19 protein-coding genes, 3 tRNA genes and 1 pseudogene are annotated in these 19943 nt (G+C 63.5%); 15 read left to right on the top strand and 8 right to left on the bottom strand.

What is annotated here, in order from left to right; translation table 11 throughout:
* Nucleotides 1-14: 14 nt before the first annotated feature.
* Nucleotides 15-1106 carry a porin gene (locus tag GYK42_RS21500; protein ID WP_166449136.1) on the bottom strand — a complete coding sequence of 364 codons (1092 nt, stop codon included), beginning with the start codon at nt 1104-1106 and terminating at the stop codon, nt 15-17.
* Between the two features lie 112 nt (nt 1107-1218).
* On the opposite strand from GYK42_RS21500, the gene GYK42_RS21495 reads away from it, so the two are divergent.
* Complete coding sequence (locus tag GYK42_RS21495; RefSeq protein WP_166449135.1) at nt 1219-2133, top strand: LysR family transcriptional regulator; 915 nt, start codon at nt 1219-1221, stop codon at nt 2131-2133.
* Nucleotides 2134-2139: 6 nt separating this feature from the next.
* Here the strand turns inward: GYK42_RS21495 and GYK42_RS21490 are convergent, their stop codons facing one another.
* The gene (locus GYK42_RS21490) at nt 2140-2952 is read right to left on the bottom strand and encodes a FadR/GntR family transcriptional regulator (protein ID WP_166449134.1); all 813 of its coding nucleotides are present in this window, start codon (nt 2950-2952) and stop codon (nt 2140-2142) included.
* A gap of 188 nt (nt 2953-3140) precedes the next feature.
* Here GYK42_RS21490 and GYK42_RS21485 point away from each other — a divergent pair, with 188 nt between their 5' ends.
* The 6 genes from GYK42_RS21485 to denD are packed head-to-tail and all read left to right on the top strand — an operon-like array spanning nt 3141 to nt 9138.
* The gene (locus tag GYK42_RS21485; protein ID WP_166449133.1) at nt 3141-4469 is read left to right on the top strand and encodes an MFS transporter; all 1329 of its coding nucleotides are present in this window, start codon (nt 3141-3143) and stop codon (nt 4467-4469) included.
* Between the two features lie 16 nt (nt 4470-4485).
* Complete coding sequence (gene ltnD / locus GYK42_RS21480) at nt 4486-5409, top strand: L-threonate dehydrogenase (RefSeq protein ID WP_166449132.1); 924 nt, start codon at nt 4486-4488, stop codon at nt 5407-5409.
* Complete coding sequence (gene otnK, locus GYK42_RS21475; RefSeq protein ID WP_166449131.1) at nt 5406-6707, top strand: 3-oxo-tetronate kinase; 1302 nt, start codon at nt 5406-5408, stop codon at nt 6705-6707. The genes ltnD and otnK overlap by 4 nt, the downstream gene beginning before the upstream one ends.
* On the top strand, nt 6704-7348 hold the full coding sequence (gene otnC, locus GYK42_RS21470; RefSeq protein WP_166449130.1) for a 3-oxo-tetronate 4-phosphate decarboxylase: 645 nt from the start codon (nt 6704-6706) through the stop codon (nt 7346-7348). The genes otnK and otnC overlap by 4 nt, the downstream gene beginning before the upstream one ends.
* A 20-nt stretch (nt 7349-7368) precedes the next feature.
* A complete protein-coding gene (otnI, locus tag GYK42_RS21465; RefSeq protein WP_166449129.1) occupies nt 7369-8157 on the top strand; it encodes a 2-oxo-tetronate isomerase in 789 nt (262 codons plus the stop codon).
* A 3-nt stretch (nt 8158-8160) separates the two neighbouring features.
* On the top strand, nt 8161-9138 hold the full coding sequence (denD, locus tag GYK42_RS21460) for a D-erythronate dehydrogenase (protein ID WP_166449128.1): 978 nt from the start codon (nt 8161-8163) through the stop codon (nt 9136-9138).
* Here denD and GYK42_RS21455 read toward each other — a convergent pair.
* Entirely contained in the window at nt 9135-9977 is an 843-nt protein-coding gene (locus GYK42_RS21455) for a helix-turn-helix domain-containing protein (RefSeq protein WP_205711501.1), read from the bottom strand. The two genes, denD and GYK42_RS21455, sit on opposite strands and share 4 nt — an antisense overlap.
* Before the next feature lie 56 nt (nt 9978-10033).
* Here GYK42_RS21455 and GYK42_RS29750 point away from each other — a divergent pair.
* Nucleotides 10034-10530 (top strand): annotated as a pseudogene (locus tag GYK42_RS29750) (DUF3224 domain-containing protein).
* A 35-nt stretch (nt 10531-10565) separates the two neighbouring features.
* On the opposite strand, the gene uvrB reads toward GYK42_RS29750, so the two are convergent.
* Nucleotides 10566-12653 carry an excinuclease ABC subunit UvrB gene (uvrB, locus tag GYK42_RS21445; protein WP_128142427.1) on the bottom strand — a complete coding sequence of 696 codons (2088 nt, stop codon included), beginning with the start codon at nt 12651-12653 and terminating at the stop codon, nt 10566-10568.
* A gap of 112 nt (nt 12654-12765) precedes the next feature.
* On the opposite strand from uvrB, the gene GYK42_RS21440 reads away from it, so the two are divergent.
* From GYK42_RS21440 to GYK42_RS21430, 3 genes are all read left to right on the top strand, one after another.
* Nucleotides 12766-13980: an aromatic amino acid transaminase gene (locus GYK42_RS21440; protein ID WP_205711499.1), complete on the top strand. Its 1215-nt coding sequence runs from the start codon at nt 12766-12768 to the stop codon at nt 13978-13980.
* Between the two features lie 131 nt (nt 13981-14111).
* Nucleotides 14112-14187: transfer RNA gene (locus GYK42_RS21435), tRNA-Asn, on the top strand.
* Nucleotides 14188-14322: 135 nt separating this feature from the next.
* A tRNA-Asn gene (locus GYK42_RS21430) sits at nt 14323-14398 on the top strand.
* A 51-nt stretch (nt 14399-14449) separates the two neighbouring features.
* Here GYK42_RS21430 and GYK42_RS21425 read toward each other — a convergent pair.
* On the bottom strand, nt 14450-15367 hold the full coding sequence (locus tag GYK42_RS21425; protein ID WP_277346657.1) for an alpha/beta fold hydrolase: 918 nt from the start codon (nt 15365-15367) through the stop codon (nt 14450-14452).
* A gap of 198 nt (nt 15368-15565) precedes the next feature.
* Here GYK42_RS21425 and GYK42_RS21420 point away from each other — a divergent pair, with 198 nt between their 5' ends.
* The 3 genes from GYK42_RS21420 (at nt 15566) to GYK42_RS21410 (ending at nt 16496) form a co-directional block, all read left to right on the top strand.
* Nucleotides 15566-15892 carry a Dabb family protein gene (locus GYK42_RS21420; RefSeq protein ID WP_166449126.1) on the top strand — a complete coding sequence of 109 codons (327 nt, stop codon included), beginning with the start codon at nt 15566-15568 and terminating at the stop codon, nt 15890-15892.
* A gap of 73 nt (nt 15893-15965) precedes the next feature.
* Nucleotides 15966-16041: transfer RNA gene (locus GYK42_RS21415), tRNA-Asn, on the top strand.
* 152 nt (nt 16042-16193) lie between these two features.
* The gene (locus GYK42_RS21410) at nt 16194-16496 is read left to right on the top strand and encodes a hypothetical protein (RefSeq protein WP_205711498.1); all 303 of its coding nucleotides are present in this window, start codon (nt 16194-16196) and stop codon (nt 16494-16496) included.
* Here GYK42_RS21410 and GYK42_RS21405 read toward each other — a convergent pair whose 3' ends face one another.
* Genes GYK42_RS21405 through GYK42_RS21395 form a run of 3 tightly spaced genes read right to left on the bottom strand, consistent with a single transcriptional unit; the run spans nt 16497 to nt 18723 of the window.
* Nucleotides 16497-17516, bottom strand: a complete 1020-nt coding sequence (locus GYK42_RS21405) for a hypothetical protein (RefSeq protein ID WP_166449125.1) — start codon at nt 17514-17516, stop codon at nt 16497-16499.
* The gene (locus tag GYK42_RS21400) at nt 17513-18250 is read right to left on the bottom strand and encodes an aspartyl/asparaginyl beta-hydroxylase domain-containing protein (protein WP_166449124.1); all 738 of its coding nucleotides are present in this window, start codon (nt 18248-18250) and stop codon (nt 17513-17515) included. The genes GYK42_RS21405 and GYK42_RS21400 overlap by 4 nt, the downstream gene beginning before the upstream one ends.
* Nucleotides 18235-18723, bottom strand: a complete 489-nt coding sequence (locus GYK42_RS21395) for a GNAT family N-acetyltransferase (RefSeq protein ID WP_166449123.1) — start codon at nt 18721-18723, stop codon at nt 18235-18237. Before GYK42_RS21395 ends, GYK42_RS21400 begins: the two co-directional genes overlap by 16 nt.
* Before the next feature lie 156 nt (nt 18724-18879).
* On the opposite strand from GYK42_RS21395, the gene GYK42_RS21390 reads away from it, so the two are divergent.
* Nucleotides 18880-19881, top strand: a complete 1002-nt coding sequence (locus tag GYK42_RS21390; protein ID WP_166449122.1) for a hypothetical protein — start codon at nt 18880-18882, stop codon at nt 19879-19881.
* The last annotated feature ends 62 nt before the right edge of the window (nt 19882-19943 follow it).

Below are 19943 nucleotides of genomic sequence, written 5' to 3'. Positions count from 1 at the left end.
TGTTTCTCCTGTCGTTAAAATTTATGCATGAGGCCGAGCGTCAAGCCCATGCCTTTGCGGTCGTTGGCCCGCGTTCCCGTGACGCCGGCCGCATCGCCTTGCCACGTGGTGTAGTCCGATTCGAGGTACAGGGTCGAGCGCGGCGAGAGCGTTTTTTCCAGGTAGGCGAAAGCACGCTGGAAGCCGTCGTCGACGTGGCCCGTGGCGCTGCGCCGCACCTTGTAGTAGGCGGTAGTGAGCAGCACGTCCTGCGCCATTTGCCGGCTTACGCCGGCCGACATCACGCTCTGCCGGACCGACTTGCCGGCGCCCACGTCGGCGCGGTTGACGCCCAGGTTGGCCTTGAACTGCCAGGCGTCCCTCTTGTAGGCGGCGCCCACGGTGGCGGCGTCGAGGCTGCGGTTGTCGCGATTGCGAAAACGCATCACCGCCCCGGACACGGCCAGCCCCGCCTGCTGGTACGTCAGGGCGCCGCCCCAGGTCGACAATGGCGACGTGGCGCCCGCCACCTCGCCAAAGGAATAGGCGGCGCGCGCTACCACCGGCCCGAGGTTGGCGCTGGCTTTCACCATGTTGTCGAGCCGGTAGAAGTTGTCGGCATAGCCGCTGCTGCCGTATTGCTGGCCGAACGAGTGACGGCCAAAAGCCGTATTGCTCAAGCCCGTGATGTTCACGTTCGGATTGAAGGAGGCGTAGCGGATGCCCAGCGGGTCCACCGGTGCGATGGCGTCGGCCAGCAAGGTCGCCTGGCGCCCCAGGGTCACGGACCCGAGCGGTGACTTGAGCCCGACCCAGGCTTGCCGGTCGAACAGCTTGTCGGATTTGGCCGCGCTGCCCGTGTCCAGATTCAGGCCACCCTCGAGGCGGTACAGCGCCTGCCAGCCGCCGCCGAGGTCTTCCTGGCCGCGCAGGCCCCAGCGGCTCGTGTTGTTGATGCCGCTGCTGACGGCGGGCGTGGTGCCGCCGGGCGTGGGCGCATTGGCGGCGTTCAAGCCTTTACCATAGCGGATGCCGGCATCCGCGATGCCATACAAAACCGCGCCGCTCTGGGCCAGGCAGGTGCCGCTGGCCGCGAACAACAGCGCGAACGTGGAACAATGTCGCATGGTGTCTCCATCTTTTTTGGGGTGATGCCTTCTTGGTGAGGCTCAGCATTAAGTCCCCATCATCGTTGAAATGGCATAATTTGATAATTGCAATTTTTCCGGAGATTCATGCATGCAGCGCATCAATTACGAGCTTCACGATTTGCAGGCCTTCGTGGCTGTGGCGGAGCGCAACAGCTTTCGCCAGGCTGCGGCCGACCTGTTCCTGTCGCAGCCGGCGCTCAGTCGCCGCATTGAAAAACTCGAGGATGCGCTGGGGGTCAAGCTGTTCGAACGCACCACCCGGCGCGTGCAGCTGACGAATGTGGGACAGGTGTTTCTGGTGAACGTGCGCGATGCGCTTAATGGCCTCGAGGATGCCGTGCTCGGTGTCGCCGACCTGGCCGCGCACCGCACCGGGACGGTGACGTTCGCCTGTGTGCCGTCAGCCGTGTGGCACTTCCTGCCGGACGTGCTCAAGCGCTTCAGCGCGCAGTTTCCGAAAATCCGCGTGCGCGTGCATGATGAAAGCGCGCAGGATGTGCTCAACCTCGTGCTGACAGGCGAGGCCGATTTCGGCATCAGCTTTACGGGCGCGGAAAATCCGGAGATTCTTTTCCAGCCCATTTATGTCGAGACCTACGTGCTGGCGATGCGGCACGATCACCGGCTGGCCAAGCGCAAAAAGCTGAGCTGGAAGGATACCGTCGATGAACGCTATATCTCGGTGGCCAAGTCGAGCGGCAACCGCAGCGTGCTCGATGCGGCGCTGGCCGGCGTGGAAAAGCACCCGTGGATCTCGTGCGAGATCAACCACGTGTCAGGCATATTGGCGCTGGTGGAGTCGGGCTTGGGCGTGGCGGCGGTGCCGGGGCTGTCGATTTTGCCGGAGCGGCAAGGCACGGTGGTCGGCGTGCCGCTCGTTAATCCCGCCGTGAAACGGACATTGGGCCTGATCAGCCGGCATCAGCATGCGATGCCGCCCGCGTCGCGCACCCTGTTCGACATGATGAGCGCGAGCATAGGCAAGCAGGGGCGGAGGGGATGAGCGGTCCTATTTTTGCATGATGGGATCGCGCCCGAGTGTACGCGCCAGCGCGCCTCCGTCGCCGCGCCAGAATTCGCGGTCGGCCAGGCGCACGCGCTCGGCCGCGTGCTGCATGTGTTCCATGGCCGCCTGGCGCGCCCGCTGCGGGTCGCCGTCGGCGATCGCCTGGACGATCTTTTCATGTTCGCGCCGCACTTCGATGGAAAAGTCCGTGCGCCGCGCTTCATTCGCGCGCGTCACCTTGACGGCCGAGCGGATCGGGTCGGCGAACATGGCAACGAATTTTGGCCAGTAGGGATTGCCCGTCGCTTCGGCGATGGACAGGTGCAGGCGCACGTCTTCTTCCACGCCGTCGACGCCGGCCGCCACGGCTTCCTCGATGCGCCGCAGCGCGTGTTCGATGTCGGCCAGCTGGCCCGGCGTGCGCCGCACGGCCGCCAGCGCGGCGATTTCCGCTTCCAGTCCCTGGCGCACCTCGATCAGGTTCAGCAGCGATTGCACCGACTGTTCCGTCAGCTCGTCGCCCCGTTCGCCCGTCTTCGCGCCATCCTGCGCGCACACGAACGTGCCGCTGCCCTTGCGCGTGGCGACGATGCCGTCCGCCTGCAGCAGGGCGATGGCTTCGCGCAGCACCGTGCGGCTGACGCCGAAGTGGCTGGCCATCGCCTGCTCCGACGGCAAGCGCGTGCCGCCCGCCAGGCCATCGTGGTGGATTTGCTGGCGCAGCCGCGCCGCCACCCGCGCGCCCAGGGTGCCGGTGGTGAAACTGCCTGCGGCGGGCTCCGGCGGGGGAAGGGTAAAGTGAAACGTGCGGTCCATCGGGTACATCCTTGTGCTAGCGGTTCTCATCGGGCTTGCCTGCTTGCCATTATATGGAATATACAGCTTGACACACATAAAACACACACATAATATACATCCATACAAATTTTAGACAAGTTGCCAGCCACCACCGGTGGACCATAAAAACCCGGCACGGTCGATCCCCCAGCGATCAGGAGACAAGCATGGACGTATCACAAGCATTGCCCGGGCAGCCGGCCGGCGCCGCCGCCAGCCAGAAAACCATCGATGACGCCGTCTACCGCAAGGTGACGTGGCGCATCATTCCCTTCCTCATGCTGTGCTACATCGTCGCCTACCTCGACCGTGTGAACGTGGGCTTCGCCAAGCTGCAAATGCTGGCCGACCTGCAGTTTTCCGAAACCGTGTACGGCCTGGGCGCGGGCGTGTTCTTCCTCGGCTACTTCCTGTTCGAAGTGCCCAGCAACGTGATGCTGCACAAGATCGGCGCGCGCGTGTGGATCGCCCGCATCATGATCACCTGGGCCATCATCTCGGGCGCCTTCATGTTCGTCACCACGCCGACCCAGTTCTACGTCATGCGCTTCCTGCTCGGCATCGCCGAAGCGGGCTTCTTCCCCGGCATCATTCTTTATTTGACCTACTGGTATCCGTCCGAGCGCCGCGCGCGCATGGTGTGCACCTTCATGGCCGCCATTCCCGTGGCGGGCCTGATCGGCGGCCCCCTGTCGGGCTGGATCATGGAAACCTTCGCCGGCTGGCACGGTTATGCGGGCTGGCAGTGGATGTTCGTGCTCGAAGCGATTCCCGCCGCGCTGATGGGCGTGGCCGTGCTGCTGTATCTCGACAACAGCATCCGCGCCGCGAAGTGGCTGACGGAAGATGAAAAAGTCATCCTCGAGCAGCGCATCGCCACGGAAGCGCAGGGCAAGGTATCGCACCCGTCGATCCGCGCCATGTTCGCCGACCCGCGCATCTGGGTCATGGCCCTGATTTATTTCTGCTGCGTGATGGGCCAGTATTCGTTGACCTTCTGGCTGCCCAGCCTGATCAAGGCTGCCGGCGTGACGGGCGTGCTCAATATCGGCCTGTTCACGGCGATCCCGTACTCGGTGGCCGTGGCGTCGATGATTTTGCTGGGCCGCAGCTCGGACAAATACCGCGAACGCCGCTGGCACATGGCCATCCCGCTGGTGGTCGGCGCCGCCGCCATCGTCTGCAGCGCGCTGGCCGGCGCCCACAACACGGGCTGGGCCATCTTCTTCCTGACGATCGCCGCCGGCGGCATCCTGGCCGCTTCACCCATGTTCTGGAGCCTGCCGACGGCTTTCCTCGGCGGCGTCTCGGCCGCCGCCGGCATCGCCGCCATCAACTCGGTGGGCAACCTGGCCGGTTTCGCGGCGCCGTACATGATCGGTTCCATCAAGGACCTGACACAGTCGACCGACATCGCCATCTACCTGCTGGCCGGCATCCTGGTGTTCGGCGCCTTCATCATCATGCGGGTGCCGGCCAAACTGGTGAACAAATAAACAAATGGAGCAAATAATGAGCGCAACAATCGAAAAAGTGGGCGTGATCGGCTTGGGCGCCATGGGCATGGGCATCGCGCAATCGTTGCTGCGTGCCGGCTTTGACGTGCATGCCTGCGACGTGCGGCCCGAAACCGTGCAAACGCTGGTCGACCAGGGCGCCCATGCGGCGCAGTCTCCCGCCTCGCTGGCGGCGCAGGTGCAAGCCTTGCTGATCGTCGTCGTCAATGCGCAGCAGACGGAAGCCGTGCTGTTTGGCGAACACGGTGCGGCCAGCACGCTGGCGCCGGGCAGCGTGGTGATCGCCTGCGCCACCGTGGCGCCGGAGTTTGCCGAAACCCTCGGCGCGCGCCTGGCAGACATGGGATTGCGCTTCATCGATGCGCCCATTTCCGGCGGCGCGGCCAAGGCGCAAGCCGGCGAGATGTCGGTCATGGCGGCCGGCGCGCCCGATGCATTCGACGCTTGCGCCGGCATTTTTGACGCCATCTGCGCCAAGCTGTACCGCCTGGGCGAACAGCCGGGCCAGGGTTCGAAAGTCAAGATGATCAACCAGTTGCTCGCCGGCGTGCACATCGCCGCTGCCGCCGAAGCGATGGCGCTGGGCTTGCGCGCGGGCTGCGACCCGGATGCCCTGTACGAAGTCATTTCAAACAGCGCCGGCAGTTCCTGGATGTTCCAGAACCGCGTGCCGCACATTCTGAAAGGCGACTACACGCCGCTGTCGGCCGTGAATATCTTCGTCAAGGATTTGGGTATCGTGCTCGATTACGCGAAGAAAAGCGTGTTTCCATTGCCGCTGTCTGCCACGGCGCACCAGATGTTCATGCAGGCGTCAGCTGCAGGTTTTGGCGGCGAGGACGACGCGGCCGTCATCAAGACTTTCCCGGGAATTACTTTGCCCGAGAAGGCGTCACTGAATCAAGAGGAACCATCATGACCGTACTACTGGGATGTATCGCCGACGATTTCACGGGTGGCACCGACCTGGCCGGCATGCTGGTCAAGGCCGGCATGCGCACGGTGCAGCTGATCGGCGTGCCGCAAGGTCCGCCGCCAGCCGACGTCGACGCCGTCGTCATCGCTCTCAAGTCGCGCACGAATGCGCCCGAGGAAGCCGTGGCCGAATCGCTGGCCGCGCTGGCCTGGCTGCAGCAAGCCGGATGCAAGCAGTTTTACTTCAAATACTGCTCCACGTTCGACTCCACGCCGCGTGGCAATATTGGCCCTGTGGCTGAAGCGCTGATGAGGGCGCTCGACACGGATTTCACGATTGCATGCCCGGCTTTCCCTGCCAACGGCCGCACCATCTACAAGGGCAACCTGTTCGTCGGCGACGTGCCGCTGGCCGAATCGGGCATGCGCGAGCATCCCCTGACGCCGATGACGGATTCGAACCTGGTGCGCGTGCTGCAGCAGCAGGTGCAAGCCAAGGTCGGCCTGGCCGATTTCTCCGTGGTGGAGAAGGGCGCCGCAGCCATCGCCCAGCGCTTCACGGACTTGCGCGGCCAGGGCTGCCATTTCGCCGTCGTCGATGCCGTCTCGAACCGCGACCTGGAAGCCATCGGCGCCGCCTGCGCGGACTTGAAACTGATCACGGGCGGCTCCGGCATCGCCCTGGGACTGCCGCAAAATTTCCGCCAGCGGGGCCAGCTGGCGTCATCGTCCGCGGGTCAGGCGGGACGTTTGCCGCCGCCGACGGGTTTGCGCGCCGTGATCTCGGGCAGCTGCTCGGTGGCCACGCAGCAGCAGGTGGCGCACATGCGTGAACTGGCGCCGGCGTTCCACGTCGATCCTTTGCAACTGGCTGCCGGTGGCGAAGTGGTCGATGCGGTCGTCGCGCAGGCGTTGGCATGGGCGGCAGAGCACCTGGCGCAAGGCCCGGTGTTGATCTATGCCACGGCCACGCCGGACGCCGTGCACGCCGTGCAGGCGCAGCTGGGCGTGGAGCGGGCCGGCGCCCTCGTCGAGGAAACCCTGGCCGCCATCGCGCAAGGCATCGTGCGCCTCGGCGTGGGCCAGCTGATCGTCGCCGGCGGCGAAACCTCGGGCGCAGTGGTGAAAGCGCTGGGTGTGGCGGGCTTGCGCATCGGTCCCGAGATCGACCCTGGCGTGCCGTGGACGCAAGCCTTGCCGGTGCCGGGCGACGATGGCATGGCGCCCTTGGCGCTGGCGCTGAAGTCCGGCAATTTCGGCACAGTGGACTTTTTCAGCAAGGCTTGGCAGGTGCTGGCATGAGCGCCACCGAATCGCGCCAGCGCGAACAGATCGTCGACTTCGGCAAGTCGCTGTTCGAGCGGGGCTTGACGGCCGGCAGCAGCGGCAACCTGAGCGTGCGCCTGGATGACGGCTGGCTGCTGACGCCGACGAACGCCAGCCTGGGGCGGCTCGATCCGGCGCAATTGTCCAAGCTCGATTGGGATGGCAATTTGATCAGCGGCGCGCCGCCGTCAAAAGAGGCGTTCCTGCACCGCGCCATGTACCAAGAGCGCGGCAGCGCCGGCGCCATCGTGCATTTGCACTCGACCCATTCGGCCGCCGTGTCCTGCATGTGCGGCTTGAACCATGACGACTGCATCCCGCCGCTCACGCCATATTTTGTAATGAAGGTGGGGCGCTTGCCGCTGGTGCCATATCACCGGCCGGGCGACCCGGCGCTGGCGGGCGCGATTGGCGCCATGGCGCGCAAGCACTCGGCCGTGCTGCTGGCCAATCACGGTCCCGTCGTGTCGGGCACCAGCCTGGAAGCGGCCGTGTACGCGGCCGAGGAACTGGAAGAGACGGCCAAGCTGTTCCTGCTGCTGCGCGACGTACCCACGCGCCCGCTCGACGCGGCGCAGATCGCGGACCTGAAGCACACGTTCAAACTCGACATATAAGATTCCCAAGGAGATACCGCATGCCCCGTTTTGCCGCCAACCTGACCATGATGTTCAACGAAGTCCCATTCCCGCAGCGCTTTGCCGCCGCGGCGCAGGCGGGTTTTAAAGGCGTCGAATTTCTGTTCCCCTACGATTACGCGCCGCAGGAAGTGGCCGGCTGGCTGCGCGAGCACGGTTTGACAAATGTGCTGTTCAACCTGCCGCCGGGCGACTGGGGTGCCGGTGAGCGGGGCATCGCTTCGCTGCCGGGTCGCGAAGAAGAATTCCGCGCCGGCGTGGCGCGCGCCATCGAGTATGCGCTGGCGCTGGGTACGCCGCGCGTGCACATGATGGCGGGCTTGCTGCCCGTTGGCGCCGACCTCGCCCTGCACCGCGCCACCTACCTGGCCAACCTGCGGTACGCGGCCCGGGCCGTGGGCCAGCACGGCATCGAGCTGTTGATCGAACCGATCAACGGGCGCGACATGCCCGGCTACTTCCTCGTTACGCAGGCGCAGGGCCATGCGCTGCGCCTGGAGTCGGGCGCGCCCAACGTCAAGGTGCAGATGGATTTTTACCACACGCAGATCGTCGAGGGCGATATCGCCATGACATTCAAGAACAACTTCGACGGCATCGGCCACGTGCAGATCGCCAGCGTCCCGGCCCGCAATGAACCGGACGATGGCGAAGTCAATTACCCGTATCTGTTCAGGCTGTTGGACGAGCTGGGCTACGATGGCTGGATCGGCTGCGAGTACCGTCCGCGCGCGCGCACTCAGGATGGCCTGGGCTGGCTGGCCGCTTACAACAAACAAGGAGCATGAAAAATGAAAGTACTGATTACCGGCGGCGCCGGTTTCCTGGGACAGCGCCTGGCGCGCCAGTTGCTGGCGCAAGGCCAGCTGACGGACAGCCACGGCCAGTTGCAAACGATCAGCGAGCTGGTACTGGTCGACGTGGTGGCCGCGCATGATTTCAACGATGCGCGCGTGACAGTCGTCACGGGCGACATCGCCGACGGCGCTCTCATGCGCGCCACCATCGATGCCCAGACAAGCTCGATCTTCCACCTGGCCGCCATCGTCAGCGGCCAGGCGGAAGCCGATTTCGAGCTGGGCATGCGCATCAACCTCGACGCCTCGCGTTTGCTGCTCGATATCTGCCGCGAACTGGGACACAAGCCGAAGGTCGTGTTTACCAGTTCCGTGGCCGTCTATGGCGGCAAGCTGCCGGACGTGGTGCAGGACACGACGGCCTTGAACCCGCAGTCGTCGTACGGCGCGCAAAAAGCCATCGGCGAATTGCTGCTCAACGATTACAGCCGGCGAGGCTTTGTCGATGGCCGCGTGCTGCGCCTGCCCACCATCAGCGTGCGTCCGGGCAAACCGAACAAGGCCGCGTCCTCGTTCGCCAGCGGCATCATCCGCGAACCGTTGAATGGCGAGGCGGCCGTCTGCCCCGTGGCCACAGATCTGCGTCTGTGGCTGCTGTCGCCGCGCGGCGCCATCGCCTCGCTGATCGCCGGCCATGAACTGGCGGGCGAGGCGTTCGGCGCCAGCCGCACGGTCAACCTACCGGGCTTGAGCGTGAGCGTGGGCGAGATGATCGCCGCACTCGAAGAAGTGGCCGGCAGCGAAGTAACAAAGCGCATCAGCTATGCGCCCGATCCGGCCGTCGAGCGCATCGTCAAGAGCTGGCCCGGCGCCTGGGATACGGCACGTGCCGAAGCGCTGGGCTTGACGGCCGACGCGGATTTCGCCGCCATCATCCGCGCGTATATCGACGACATGAAAGCGGCGGGCTAGGCGTTTGTTTTCAGCTGCGAGCGGCGATAGTCTAGCGGCGTACTGCCCACCAGTTCCGCAAAACTGCGGCTGAAATGGGCCTGGTCAAAAAAGCCCAGTTCCTGCGCCAGGCTGGCCAGGTCGGGCGCATCGGGCTGCGCCAGGCGCCAGATCGCTTCCTGCAGGCGGTAGCGCTGGATCACCCACTTCGGCGGCACGCCCACGTAATTGGCGAACAGGCGCTGCAGCCGGCGTTCGCCGATACCCATTTTTTCGCACAGCTGCGCCACGCTCGCCGGGCCATTGTGGGCCGCCGCCGCGGCAGTCAGCCTGGCGGCCAGCAGGGCGGCGTCATCGACCTGCGGCAGCCTGGCCAACAGCAACGCCTGCGCCTGCGCCACCATGGCCGTATCGCCGGCTTGCCGCAGCACCAGCGCCTCGGCTTGCTCTGCCGGCATGTCCAGCAGGGCATCGGCGGCGATGGTCGTATCGGTGAACGATGACAGGGGCTGCGTGATGAACGGGCGCAGGCCGCCCGGCGCAAAACGCATGCCCAGCACCTTGCCCGCTCCGGTCAACGGCCTGTCAAAGGCGCCGCGCACGACGCCATGGATGGCCGTGCGCCCGGCGTCGAATACCAGGTGGGCGTTCGGATAGGGCAGCACGCGCTGCGTCTCCGGCGCGCAACCCCTGCTGTCCCATTCGACCACCCAGAAGTAGTCGACGAACGGCGCCAGCGCGGTGTCCGGTGGATAGGTCGCCAGCCGTATGCGGCGCGCTGCGGCCTGCGGGTCGACGATGCCTTTCGGCGCCTGGCCGCGCGCGGCGAGCACATTGCGCGTGCTGTCGGCTTTATCCAATATTTGTCTCCTGCGCGGCCTTAAGCTGGTTCTCTCGCATCGATTGAAAGGGAATCATGAAATCACACAGTTTGTCCGGCCTGATGCTGGCCGCATGTTGTCTATCGGTGGCGCCAGCCGGCGCCGCTTCGTCTGCAGAGGGAGATCATCGCATGCAAGTGCACGCCACGGGAAGTTTCAGCATTACCATGACGCCATCCGTGGCGCCCCAGCGCGCGGGGCGCACGACCTTGGGCAAGGTACTGCTCGACAAAGTCTATGCCGGCGACCTGGTCGCGACGGCCAGGGGCGAGATGCTCAACGCCGTGACCGACACCAAGGGCGCGCCGGCTATGTCGCCTTGGAAGCCATCACGGGCGTGCTGCAGGGCAGGGAGGGCAGCTTCGTGGCGCAGCATGCGGGCACCATGGCCGATGGCAAGCAGCTGCTGTCCATCGTCATCGTGCCGCATTCCGGCACGGGGCAGCTGACGGGCATCAGCGGGACGCTGGCCATCCGCATTGAAAACGGCCAGCATTTCTACGACATCGACTATTCGCTGCCGGCGCCGTAGGCGGGCCAAGGCACGACCCGGGCCCGGCCAGCCGTTTATTTGCCCAGTATCGACGCCACATTGTCGGTGCCCGGCGCGCCGAACAGCTGCTGCTTGAGTATGTGCAGCTGGTCGCGCACTTGCGCCGCCTTTTCGAACTCGAGGTTCTTGGCGTGGTCGACCATCAGTTTTTCCAGGCGCTTGATTTCCTTGCTGACCTGTTTCTCGCTCATGGACTCGAACTTGGCCGCTTCCTGCGCCACTTGCAGGGTTTCGCGCGCTTCCTGCGGGCTGTAGACGCCATCGATCATTTCGCGGATCGATTTCTTCACGCCGATCGGGATGATGTTGTTGGCCGTATTGAAGGCGATCTGCTTGGCGCGGCGGCGTTCCGTCTCGTCGATGGCGCGGCGCATGGAGTCCGTGATGCGGTCGCCATACAGGATCGCCGTGCCGTTCAGGTTACGCGCGGCGCGGCCGATGGTCTGGATCAGGCTGCGCTCGGAACGCAAAAAGCCTTCCTTGTCCGCGTCGAGGATGGCCACCAGCGACACTTCCGGCAAGTCCAGGCCTTCGCGCAGCAGGTTGATCCCCACCAGCACGTCGAAGGTGCCCAGGCGCAGATCGCGCAGGATTTCCACGCGCTCCACCGTTTCGATATCGCTGTGCAGGTAGCGCACCTTGATGCCATGGTCGCCCAGGTATTCCGTCAATTGCTCGGACATGCGCTTGGTAAGCGTGGTCACCAGCACGCGCTCGTCCTTCTTGATGCGCTCGACGATTTCCGACATCAGGTCGTCCACCTGGCTGCTGGCCGGGCGCACGATGATTTGCGGGTCGACCAGTCCCGTGGGGCGCACGACCTGCTCGACCACCTGATCGGAATGGTTCTTTTCGTATTCGGCCGGCGTGGCCGAGACGAACACGGTCTGGCGCATCTTCTGCTCGAATTCCTCGAATTTCAAGGGGCGGTTGTCGAGCGCCGACGGCAGGCGGAAGCCATAGTCGACCAGATTCGTCTTGCGCGAGCGGTCGCCGTTGTACATGGCGCTCAGCTGGCCCGTCAGCACGTGCGATTCGTCGAGGAACATCAGCGCATCGGGCGGCAGGTAGTCGACCAGGGTCGGCGGCGGCTCGCCCGGCAGCGCGCCGGACAGGTGGCGCGAGTAATTCTCGATGCCCTTGGTGAAACCGATTTCCGCCATCATTTCCAGGTCGAAGCGCGTGCGTTGTTCCAGCCGCTGTTCCTCAATCAGTTTATTTTCCTTGCGGAAGAACTCGAGGCGCTCGCGCAGCTCGTCCTTGATGGTTTCCACGGCGCGCAGCACGGTGGAGCGGGGCGTCACATAGTGCGAGCCCGGGTACACGGTGAAGCGGGGAATTTTTTGGCGCACTCTGCCCGTCAGCGGGTCGAACAGCTGGATCGATTCGATCTCGTCGTCGAACATTTCCAGGCGCACGGCCAGTTCCGCATGCTCGGCGGGGAAGATGTCGATCGTATCGCCGCGCACGCGGAAGGTGCCGCGACCGAAATCGACTTCGTTGCGCGTGTACTGCATCTGGATCAGGCGCGCGATGACGTCGCGCTGGGCGACCTTGTCTTTGACGCGCAACGTCAGGATCATCTGGTGGTATTCGTTCGGATTACCGATACCGTAGATGGCCGAGACGGTGGCGACGATGATGACGTCGCGCCGTTCCATCAGCGACTTGGTGCACGACAGGCGCATCTGTTCGATATGCTCGTTGATCGACGAATCCTTTTCGATGAACAGGTCGCGCTGCGGCACGTAGGCTTCGGGCTGGTAGTAATCGTAGTAGCTGACGAAGTATTCGACCGCGTTTTGCGGGAAAAAGTCGCGGAACTCGCTGTACAGCTGCGCCGCCAGGGTCTTGTTGGGCGCAAAGACGATGGCGGGCCGGCCCATGCGCGCGATGACGTTGGCCATGGTGTAGGTCTTGCCCGAACCGGTCACGCCCAGCAGGGTCTGGAAGGCCAGTCCGTCGGCAATCCCCTCTGATAACTGGTCGATTGCCGTGGGCTGATCGCCGGCCGGAGGGAAGGGCTGGTGCAGCTTGAACGGGGAGTCCGGGAAAGAGATAATTGCGCTTTCCGCCTCGCTGGCGGTAGATAATTCGGGCATGTGAATCAGACCTTTGTTAGAATAGTGCTCTGCTGGCGGCCCTGGCGTTGTATTTTGGGGCGCTGTCTACAACTCCGCTGTGAACCTGCTTCCAATCGAATCCAATCTTATCATGACGAACCCAACTGTTTCTGCCAGTCTGTTTAGCGCCATCGAGATGGCCCCACGCGACCCGATCCTGGGCATCACCGAAGCATTTAACGCGGACCAGAATCCCGCCAAAATCAATCTGGGCGTTGGCGTCTATTATGACGACAACGGCAAAGTGCCTCTGTTAGCTTGCGTACGCAAGGCAGAAGCGATCCTGATCGAACAGGCGGCGCCACGCACCTATCTGCCGATCGAAGGCCTCGCCGCCTACGACAAGGCTGTGCAAGAACTCGTATTTGGCGCCGATAGCGCCGTAATTCAAGAGCGCCGCGCGGTGACCGTGCAAGCCATCGGCGGCACGGGCGCACTGAAGATCGGTGCCGACTTCCTGCAGCGCTTCGCGCCGGGCGCCCAAGTCTACATCAGCGACCCGAGCTGGGAAAACCACCGCGCGCTGTTCGAAAACGCCGGTTTCGTCGTCAATAACTACACCTACTACGATGCCGCCACCCATGGCGTGAACTTCGACGGCATGCTGGCCAGCCTGAACGCCATGCCAGCCGGCTCCATCGTCGTGCTGCACGCGTGCTGCCATAACCCGACCGGCGCCGACCTGAGCGTGGCCCAGTGGGATCAGATCATCAGCGTGGTGACCTCGCGCGGCCTGGTGCCGTTCCTGGACATGGCCTATCAAGGCTTCGCCAACGGCATCGCCGAAGACGGCGCCGTGGTGCGCCGCTTCGCCGACGCGGGCGGCCCGCTGCTGGTGTCGAACTCGTTCTCGAAATCGTTCTCGCTGTATGGCGAGCGCGTGGGCGCCCTGAGCGTCGTCGCATCGAGCGCCGATGAAGCGGCCCGTTTGCTGTCGCAGCTGAAGCGCGTCGTGCGCACCAACTACTCGAACCCGCCTACGCATGGCGGCAAGGTGGTCGCCACCGTCCTGGCCACGCCGGAACTGCGCCAGCTGTGGGAAGAGGAACTGGCCGGCATGCGCGTGCGCATCCGCGAAATGCGCAACGCCTTCGTGGAAAAGCTGAAAGCCAAGGCGCCAGGCCACGACTTCGAATTCGTGCGCCAGCAAATCGGCATGTTCTCGTACTCGGGCCTCACCAAGGAGCAGGTGGCGTCGCTGCGCGAGCAATCGATCTACGCCGTCGACACGGGCCGTATCTGCGTGGCAGCATTGAACTCGCGCAATATCGACATCGTTATTGACGCGATCGCCAAAGTGCTTTAATATCTTGCTTCTTCGGCGCTGCATGCAAGTGTGGCGCTGATGGCGGTAGAAAGTCGGCGATGGCCGTGTTTGTGAAGATGCAGTATCAGTCTTGCAAATATGGAACAAGCGACATATAATATTGCCTCTTTTCCCTGATAGCTCAGTTGGTAGAGCGACGGACTGTTAATCCGCAGGTCCCTGGTTCGAGTCCAGGTCGGGGAGCCAGAATTCGAAAGGCCACGTTGAAAAACGTGGCCTTTTTTGTTTTTGCGCCGCTGGTGTATAGCTTGGGCCAAGATGAGATTTCCCCTTTGGAAATCTGGACAGCGCCAGGTTTGGCCTATATAATACGGCCTCTTTTCCCTGATAGCTCAGTTGGTAGAGCGACGGACTGTTAATCCGCAGGTCCCTGGTTCGAGTCCAGGTCGGGGAGCCAGAACACGTAGCAGCAGAAAGCCCAGCCTTCACCGGTTGGGCTTTTTGCATTTCAGCGCGCCGCGATTGGCGCGGGCAGGGTCCCGATGATCGCCTGCTGGAATTTTTCCGGCTCATCCTGGTGTATCTGGTGTCCCGACTGTTCAAATACAAACAGCCCCTTCCTTGGCGCTTGCAGCTGCTCAAAATAGTCTTGCGTGATGCGGGTGGAGGTCTGGATGTCGTTCTTGCCAACGAAGAAATAGACCGGGCAGTCGACTTTCTTCAAGGTCTTCGGCAAATCGATATGCATCACCTCGTTCCACACGGGCGACCAGGCTTTGGACCATTGCAGAAAGCCGGTCTTGAAGCCATCGCTGGTGGCGAATGTTTTCCCCTCTTTATGGAAAAGCCATTTGCGCAGGTAAAACAGGTCTTCATCCCGTTGAAAGGGGATATGCACCTGCGCCAGTTCTTGGCTGGCGACGGCATCGTCCCGGAAATGCGTCTGCAAATTAAGCAGCAATGCCTTTTCGCTGGCCAGCTGACTGATGACGGGATTGACGGCGAAATACGCGTGCAGCAGTTCCGGATGCTGTTCGACGATATGAAAGCCCAGCACATTGCCCCAGGAACTGCCCAGCAAGTATATTTTTTCCTGCCTGAGCTCTTTGCGCAGAAACATGATGACCTGGTAGGTGTCCTGCTCCATCTGCGCGACGGAAGGCTGGCTAGGCGACGGATTGAGTTTGAGGGTTTTTCCCGCATCGCGCTGGTCCCATTGCACCAGCGTAAATCTGTTTTTCAGGATGGCGGTAAAGGCATCCGCGTTCTTCATCATCGAACTTCCCGGTCCGCCCGATAAAAAGAGCAGAACAGGTTTTTTTGAGTCATCTGTCTTGATTTCCACATACTGCTTGATGCCGCCGATGTCCGGTGTCAGCAGTGCGTCGATGGCAAGCGCTTGCGCTTTGCAGGCAGAAAATGGCATCAGGGTGATGAATAACACTGCCAGTATTTTTGTCATGGTCTGATATGAATGGTTGCCTGCGGGTAGGGGGTGTCCATGGGGGATATTATCCGAATAGCATGTTGCATACAGAAAATATGTGCGGTGTGGCCGACCGTTGCCTGTGTGCTTTTTCGTTTTGCGCTATCCTGAATGCAACCCCATAGGAGATCCGCCACCATGACCTGTTCAATTCCGTTGCGCCATATCGTCCTGTGTGATTTTCTCGAGGACATCACACCGGCCAAGCATGCCGAGCTGGTCTATGAATTTTCCCAGCTTAAACACCGTATTCCCGGCGTGCTGCAATTCGAATGGGGGCCGAACGTCAGCCCGGAAGGCCTCGACGACGGCTTTACCGATTGCTTCACCTTGACCTTCGATGGCGCCAGCGCGCGCGACGTGTACCTGGCCCATCCTGCCCACCTCGCTTTTGTCGATCGGCTCAAGCCATGGCTGGGGCGGGTGCTGGTGTTTGACTATCAGCCCCGGGAAAATCCGGGTTGAATGGCGATACGCGTAATTTTTTTAGCGTAAATCTGGACAACTGAAAATTTGCCCTATAGAATGCGGCCTCTTTTCCCTGATAGCTCAGTTGGTAGAGCGACGGACTGTTAATCCGCAGGTCCCTGGTTCGAGTCCAGGTCGGGGAGCCAGAACATCAGCAGTATCGAAAAGCCCAGCCTTCACGGTTGGGCTTTTTGCATTGCGGCAATGAAGTGCGTGACATTTCACGCAGATTTGCCTAAAGGCATCTGTCATACTGGCATCGTACGTTTGCTGCCTGTGGATGAAAACAACCTTTCCTATGAAGAATCTCTGCGCCCTGGTGTTGATGCTGGCCGCCGGCACGGCCTACGCGCCCCTTGCCGGTGGCCAAGGGCGCCAGCCGGCATCGGAAGCAAAGGTCAAGCAGCAGATCATCGCCGAGTCGATTGCCGCCTATCCTGGACGCTGCCCCTGTCCCTACAATGCCGCCAAGAATGGCAGCGCTTGCGGAGGACGCAGCGCATGGAGCCGGAAGGGCGGTTATGCTCCCATCTGCTATGAACGCGAAATCAGCAGCGAGATGGTGCGCAGGTGGCGCGAGGAAAATGCCGCCGCGCTATGACTATTGCCCCGTGCGCAACGCTTCCAGCGCCAGATAGCCAGGCTGCAATTGCGCGGCGATGGCGGCCAGGCCGCTTGCCGCGGCCACTGGCGGATCGCCGTGGTAGGCCGTGCCGTATTTCGCATGCACGCCGCCCCGTGCGCGCATCGCTTGCAACTGTGCCGGCGTGGGGGCGATGCCCAGGCGGGCCAATACATCGCTGAACACGATATCTGGCAATTGCTTGTAGTGAATTAACTGCAGCTGGCCGGCAGCCGCATGGGGCAGGGCCGCGTCGAACAGGCTGGCCAGCACGAGGCCCGCATAGCCATCGATATCGCCGGGTTCCAGCTGGTGCGCGGGCAGCGGCAGTTGTGCCGGGTGCAGCATGCCGGGCACCATTTGCGGGCCGCGCTGGCGCTGGTGCGAGGCCAGCACGGCCAGCGGTTCGCGGTAGACGAACAGACAGGGTGTGCCGGGAAACGCTTGCCGCAGCAAGTCCAGGCTGTGGATGTGCCAGCAGTCGAACTTGATGATGAAATGCGTCTCGTCCCCTGAGCGGCGCTGTCCCAGTGCCAGGATGGCCTGGCGCAGCAGGGCGATGCCGTTGCTGCCCGCCGTGCCATCGTGATGCAGACGCAGCAGCGAGTCGACGACGGTTGGCTCGGACAGCACCACGCATTGCGGCAAGGTCGCCAGCAATTGCGTCAGCAGGGTTGAGCCGCAGCGCGAGACGTGGAAGATGAAGGCGTCGGGCGCCAGGCCATCGCCGAGCGTGGCCATCATGGCCAGCGCCGCGAGCGGCGTGCGGCAGACGCGGCGCTCCTCATGCGGCTGGCGCGCCAGGGTATTGACAAAGAACGCTTCGCTGAACGCCGTTTCCCCCAGGTGGCGCCAGCACATGGCAGCGTCCACCAATGTTTCGCCGCGCTCCACATACAGCGGATACCAGCCGCGCAGATCCATGCCCTCGTGCCATGTCACCGGCTCTCCCTTGGCCAGCAAACGTTCCTGCTGGGCCAGGCCTGGCGCGGCGTTCACGGCGCGCTCCCTTCGGCCAAGGCAGACAGTTGGCTGGCCAGCGCCAGGCTGGCCGGCGAGGAAGATAGTTGCAGCTGCGCGATGACGGCCCGCACATTGCCGTCGTTGATGCTGGGGTCGCCATATTTACGGGACGCTTTCGGCACGAAGCCGGCCGAGGCGAACAGCGCTTCGAGCCAGGCGTTGGTGATGCAGTCGAGCACGAGGTGGATGCGCGGCGCCGTGCCCTGGTTGTGCACCGCGTGCAGGCAGCTGGCGTCCATGTACCAGGCGTGGCCGGCCGTGAAGTGCACGTTCTCGCCATCGATGGTAAACAGCACCTGCGGCGTAGTGTGAATGGGGATGTGGATACGGATCAAGCCATCGGCCAGCGAGGTGCCGGCGTCGCGGTGCGCGCGGATGATGGCGCCTGGCGCCAGGGCCATCAGGCGTGCGGCGCGGATCTCGCAGGCGAAGCAGGCGAGCACCTCGCGCAGGCAGGGGCAGCGCGCCAGTTGCGGCGTGCCGGCATAGGCGGCGCCGTCGACGGGCATGATGTCGCCGGCTGCTCCGCCGGCCGAACGCAGCGGTACGCAGCTCCAGCCCTGGTCGTAGGCGCCCGTATTGAAATGGCTGATCCACTCGCCGGCGGCGAACCGGTCGCTGTCGCCTTGCATGCGCGCCACGTCAAAGCGCAGCGGCAGCCGCAGCCAGGTGCTGGGCGGAGTCGGCGCCGGCACTATGTCGCGCTCCATTCCAGTTGCTCCTGCACCTCGTTTTCCCCGCGTAATCGAAAGCCCAGCCGCTGGTACAGCGCGCGCGCCGCGGTGTTGCTTTTGTTGACGGCAAGGTGGATCCGGCATTGCTGGGCGCCCGCTTGCGCCTGCAGGCCGCGCAGCACGGCGCTGCCGGCGCCCCGGCCTTGCGCGGCGGGCAGGATGGCGATGTCGACCAGGTGCAGCGCCTGATCCTGGCGATCCAGGATCAGGCGGCCGATGGGCGTGTCGCCGTGCTGCAGCACCAGGTACATGGCCTGCGGATACGCTTGCCGGTAACCGTGGCTTTGCATGCGCTGCTGCATGGTGATCAGCTGCTCGATGACGGCGGGATCGGCCGGCATCTGGCGCAAGTCGTCGCGCGTGGAGCTGTACAGCGCGGCGGCAAAGCCATCGTCATCGTCGCGCTGGACGCGCAACTGGTAGGGGGCGGAAAGCGGAAAGTCGTGCATCGGTGCTCCGGTAGGTGGTGGCGATGGGGGCGATGGGGCCAAACGCGCAGGCGTTTATTTATTTGCTATGCTGCCAATTTTTCCGCGCACTTGCAATCATTTCAAGGAAGCCGCCATGCATTCTGTCTTTATCCTGCCCTGCTTGTGGAGTTGCGCGTGATTTCGGCGCGCGTGGAACTGGCCGCCATGGCGGCCGCGCTGTGTGATCCGCAGCGTTCGCTGTCCAGCCTGGTCGGTGAAACAGTGCAGCTGCGCCAGCTCGTCGAGCGCCATTCGCGCCTGCCCATGGACGGGCAGGACGGCTTGCGCGACGGCGAAAGTTTTCTCCCCAGCGGCTGGGCCATCTCGCCCGTGCAGGCCGGACTGTGCGCGCGCGAGCCCTACCGTAGCGCCGCCTTCATCCAGGGCCTGGCGCTGGCCGTGCGCGAGCGGCTGGACATGAGCGGCGGGCGGCCCGTGCGCGTGCTGTATGCGGGCTGCGGTCCGTTCGCCCTGCTGGCCCTGCCGGTGATGGCCGTGCTGGACGCCAGCCAGGTGCAGTTCGCCATCCTCGACGTGCATGCGAAAACCCTGAACTATGCGCGCGAGCTGATCGCCGCCCTGGACCTCGATAGCCACGTCGCCGAGTATATTTGCGCCGACGCGGCCGCCTACCGCATGCCTGCCGGCGCCATGCCGGACGTGATCGTCAGTGAAACCATGAATACGGCGCTGGGCAAGGAGCCGCAGGTAGCCATCCTGCGCAATCTGCACGCGCAAGCGCCCGCGGCGGTGCTGCTGCCGGCAGCCGTCACCGTGCACCTGGGCCTGGACCGGCGCAGCCCTGGCGAGCCGTGCACGGACTGGGGCCGCGTGTTTGCGCTCGACGCGGACGCCTTGCACGCCTGGCAGCATGAACAGGGCGACAGCCTGCCGGCCGCCAGCATCCGCCTGCCCGACGTGCTGGAGCAGGCGCCGCGCTTGCTGACGCGCATCCGCGTGCATGGCGGCATCGTCCTGGGCGACCATGAGTGCAGCCTGAACCTGCCACTGCCTTTGCCGGGCAAGCCTAACCTGGCTGGCGGCAGCGTGCTTGATTTTCGCTACCGACTGGGCGGCCAGCCGGGCCTGGAATTTCGCCTGTGCTTGCCTCGGATCGGGCAGGGCGGGCGCATGTAGCAATGCTCCATTGGCAAACAATTTATTTATGTAGGATAATATGGAACCGGTTCCATCTATGC

This window comes from Janthinobacterium lividum, from assembly GCF_011601275.1.
Taxonomy (GTDB): domain Bacteria; phylum Pseudomonadota; class Gammaproteobacteria; order Burkholderiales; family Burkholderiaceae_D; genus Janthinobacterium; species Janthinobacterium lividum_E.
Note: the sequence above shows the minus strand (reverse complement) of the source record. Positions and strands in the feature narration are given on the sequence as shown.

Coding starts and splice junctions, on each gene's coding strand:
- GYK42_RS21500 (WP_166449136.1), bottom strand. CDS start 1,106: ATGCGACATTGTTCCACGTTCGCGCTGTTGTTCGCGGCCAGCGGCACC.
- GYK42_RS21495 (WP_166449135.1), top strand. CDS start 1,219: ATGCAGCGCATCAATTACGAGCTTCACGATTTGCAGGCCTTCGTGGCT.
- GYK42_RS21490 (WP_166449134.1), bottom strand. CDS start 2,952: ATGGACCGCACGTTTCACTTTACCCTTCCCCCGCCGGAGCCCGCCGCA.
- GYK42_RS21485 (WP_166449133.1), top strand. CDS start 3,141: ATGGACGTATCACAAGCATTGCCCGGGCAGCCGGCCGGCGCCGCCGCC.
- ltnD (WP_166449132.1), top strand. CDS start 4,486: ATGAGCGCAACAATCGAAAAAGTGGGCGTGATCGGCTTGGGCGCCATG.
- otnK (WP_166449131.1), top strand. CDS start 5,406: ATGACCGTACTACTGGGATGTATCGCCGACGATTTCACGGGTGGCACC.
- otnC (WP_166449130.1), top strand. CDS start 6,704: ATGAGCGCCACCGAATCGCGCCAGCGCGAACAGATCGTCGACTTCGGC.
- otnI (WP_166449129.1), top strand. CDS start 7,369: ATGCCCCGTTTTGCCGCCAACCTGACCATGATGTTCAACGAAGTCCCA.
- denD (WP_166449128.1), top strand. CDS start 8,161: ATGAAAGTACTGATTACCGGCGGCGCCGGTTTCCTGGGACAGCGCCTG.
- uvrB (WP_128142427.1), bottom strand. CDS start 12,653: ATGCCCGAATTATCTACCGCCAGCGAGGCGGAAAGCGCAATTATCTCT.
- GYK42_RS21440 (WP_205711499.1), top strand. CDS start 12,766: ATGACGAACCCAACTGTTTCTGCCAGTCTGTTTAGCGCCATCGAGATG.
- GYK42_RS21425 (WP_277346657.1), bottom strand. CDS start 15,367: ATGCCATTTTCTGCCTGCAAAGCGCAAGCGCTTGCCATCGACGCACTG.
- GYK42_RS21420 (WP_166449126.1), top strand. CDS start 15,566: ATGACCTGTTCAATTCCGTTGCGCCATATCGTCCTGTGTGATTTTCTC.
- GYK42_RS21410 (WP_205711498.1), top strand. CDS start 16,194: ATGAAGAATCTCTGCGCCCTGGTGTTGATGCTGGCCGCCGGCACGGCC.
- GYK42_RS21400 (WP_166449124.1), bottom strand. CDS start 18,250: ATGGAGCGCGACATAGTGCCGGCGCCGACTCCGCCCAGCACCTGGCTG.
- GYK42_RS21395 (WP_166449123.1), bottom strand. CDS start 18,723: ATGCACGACTTTCCGCTTTCCGCCCCCTACCAGTTGCGCGTCCAGCGC.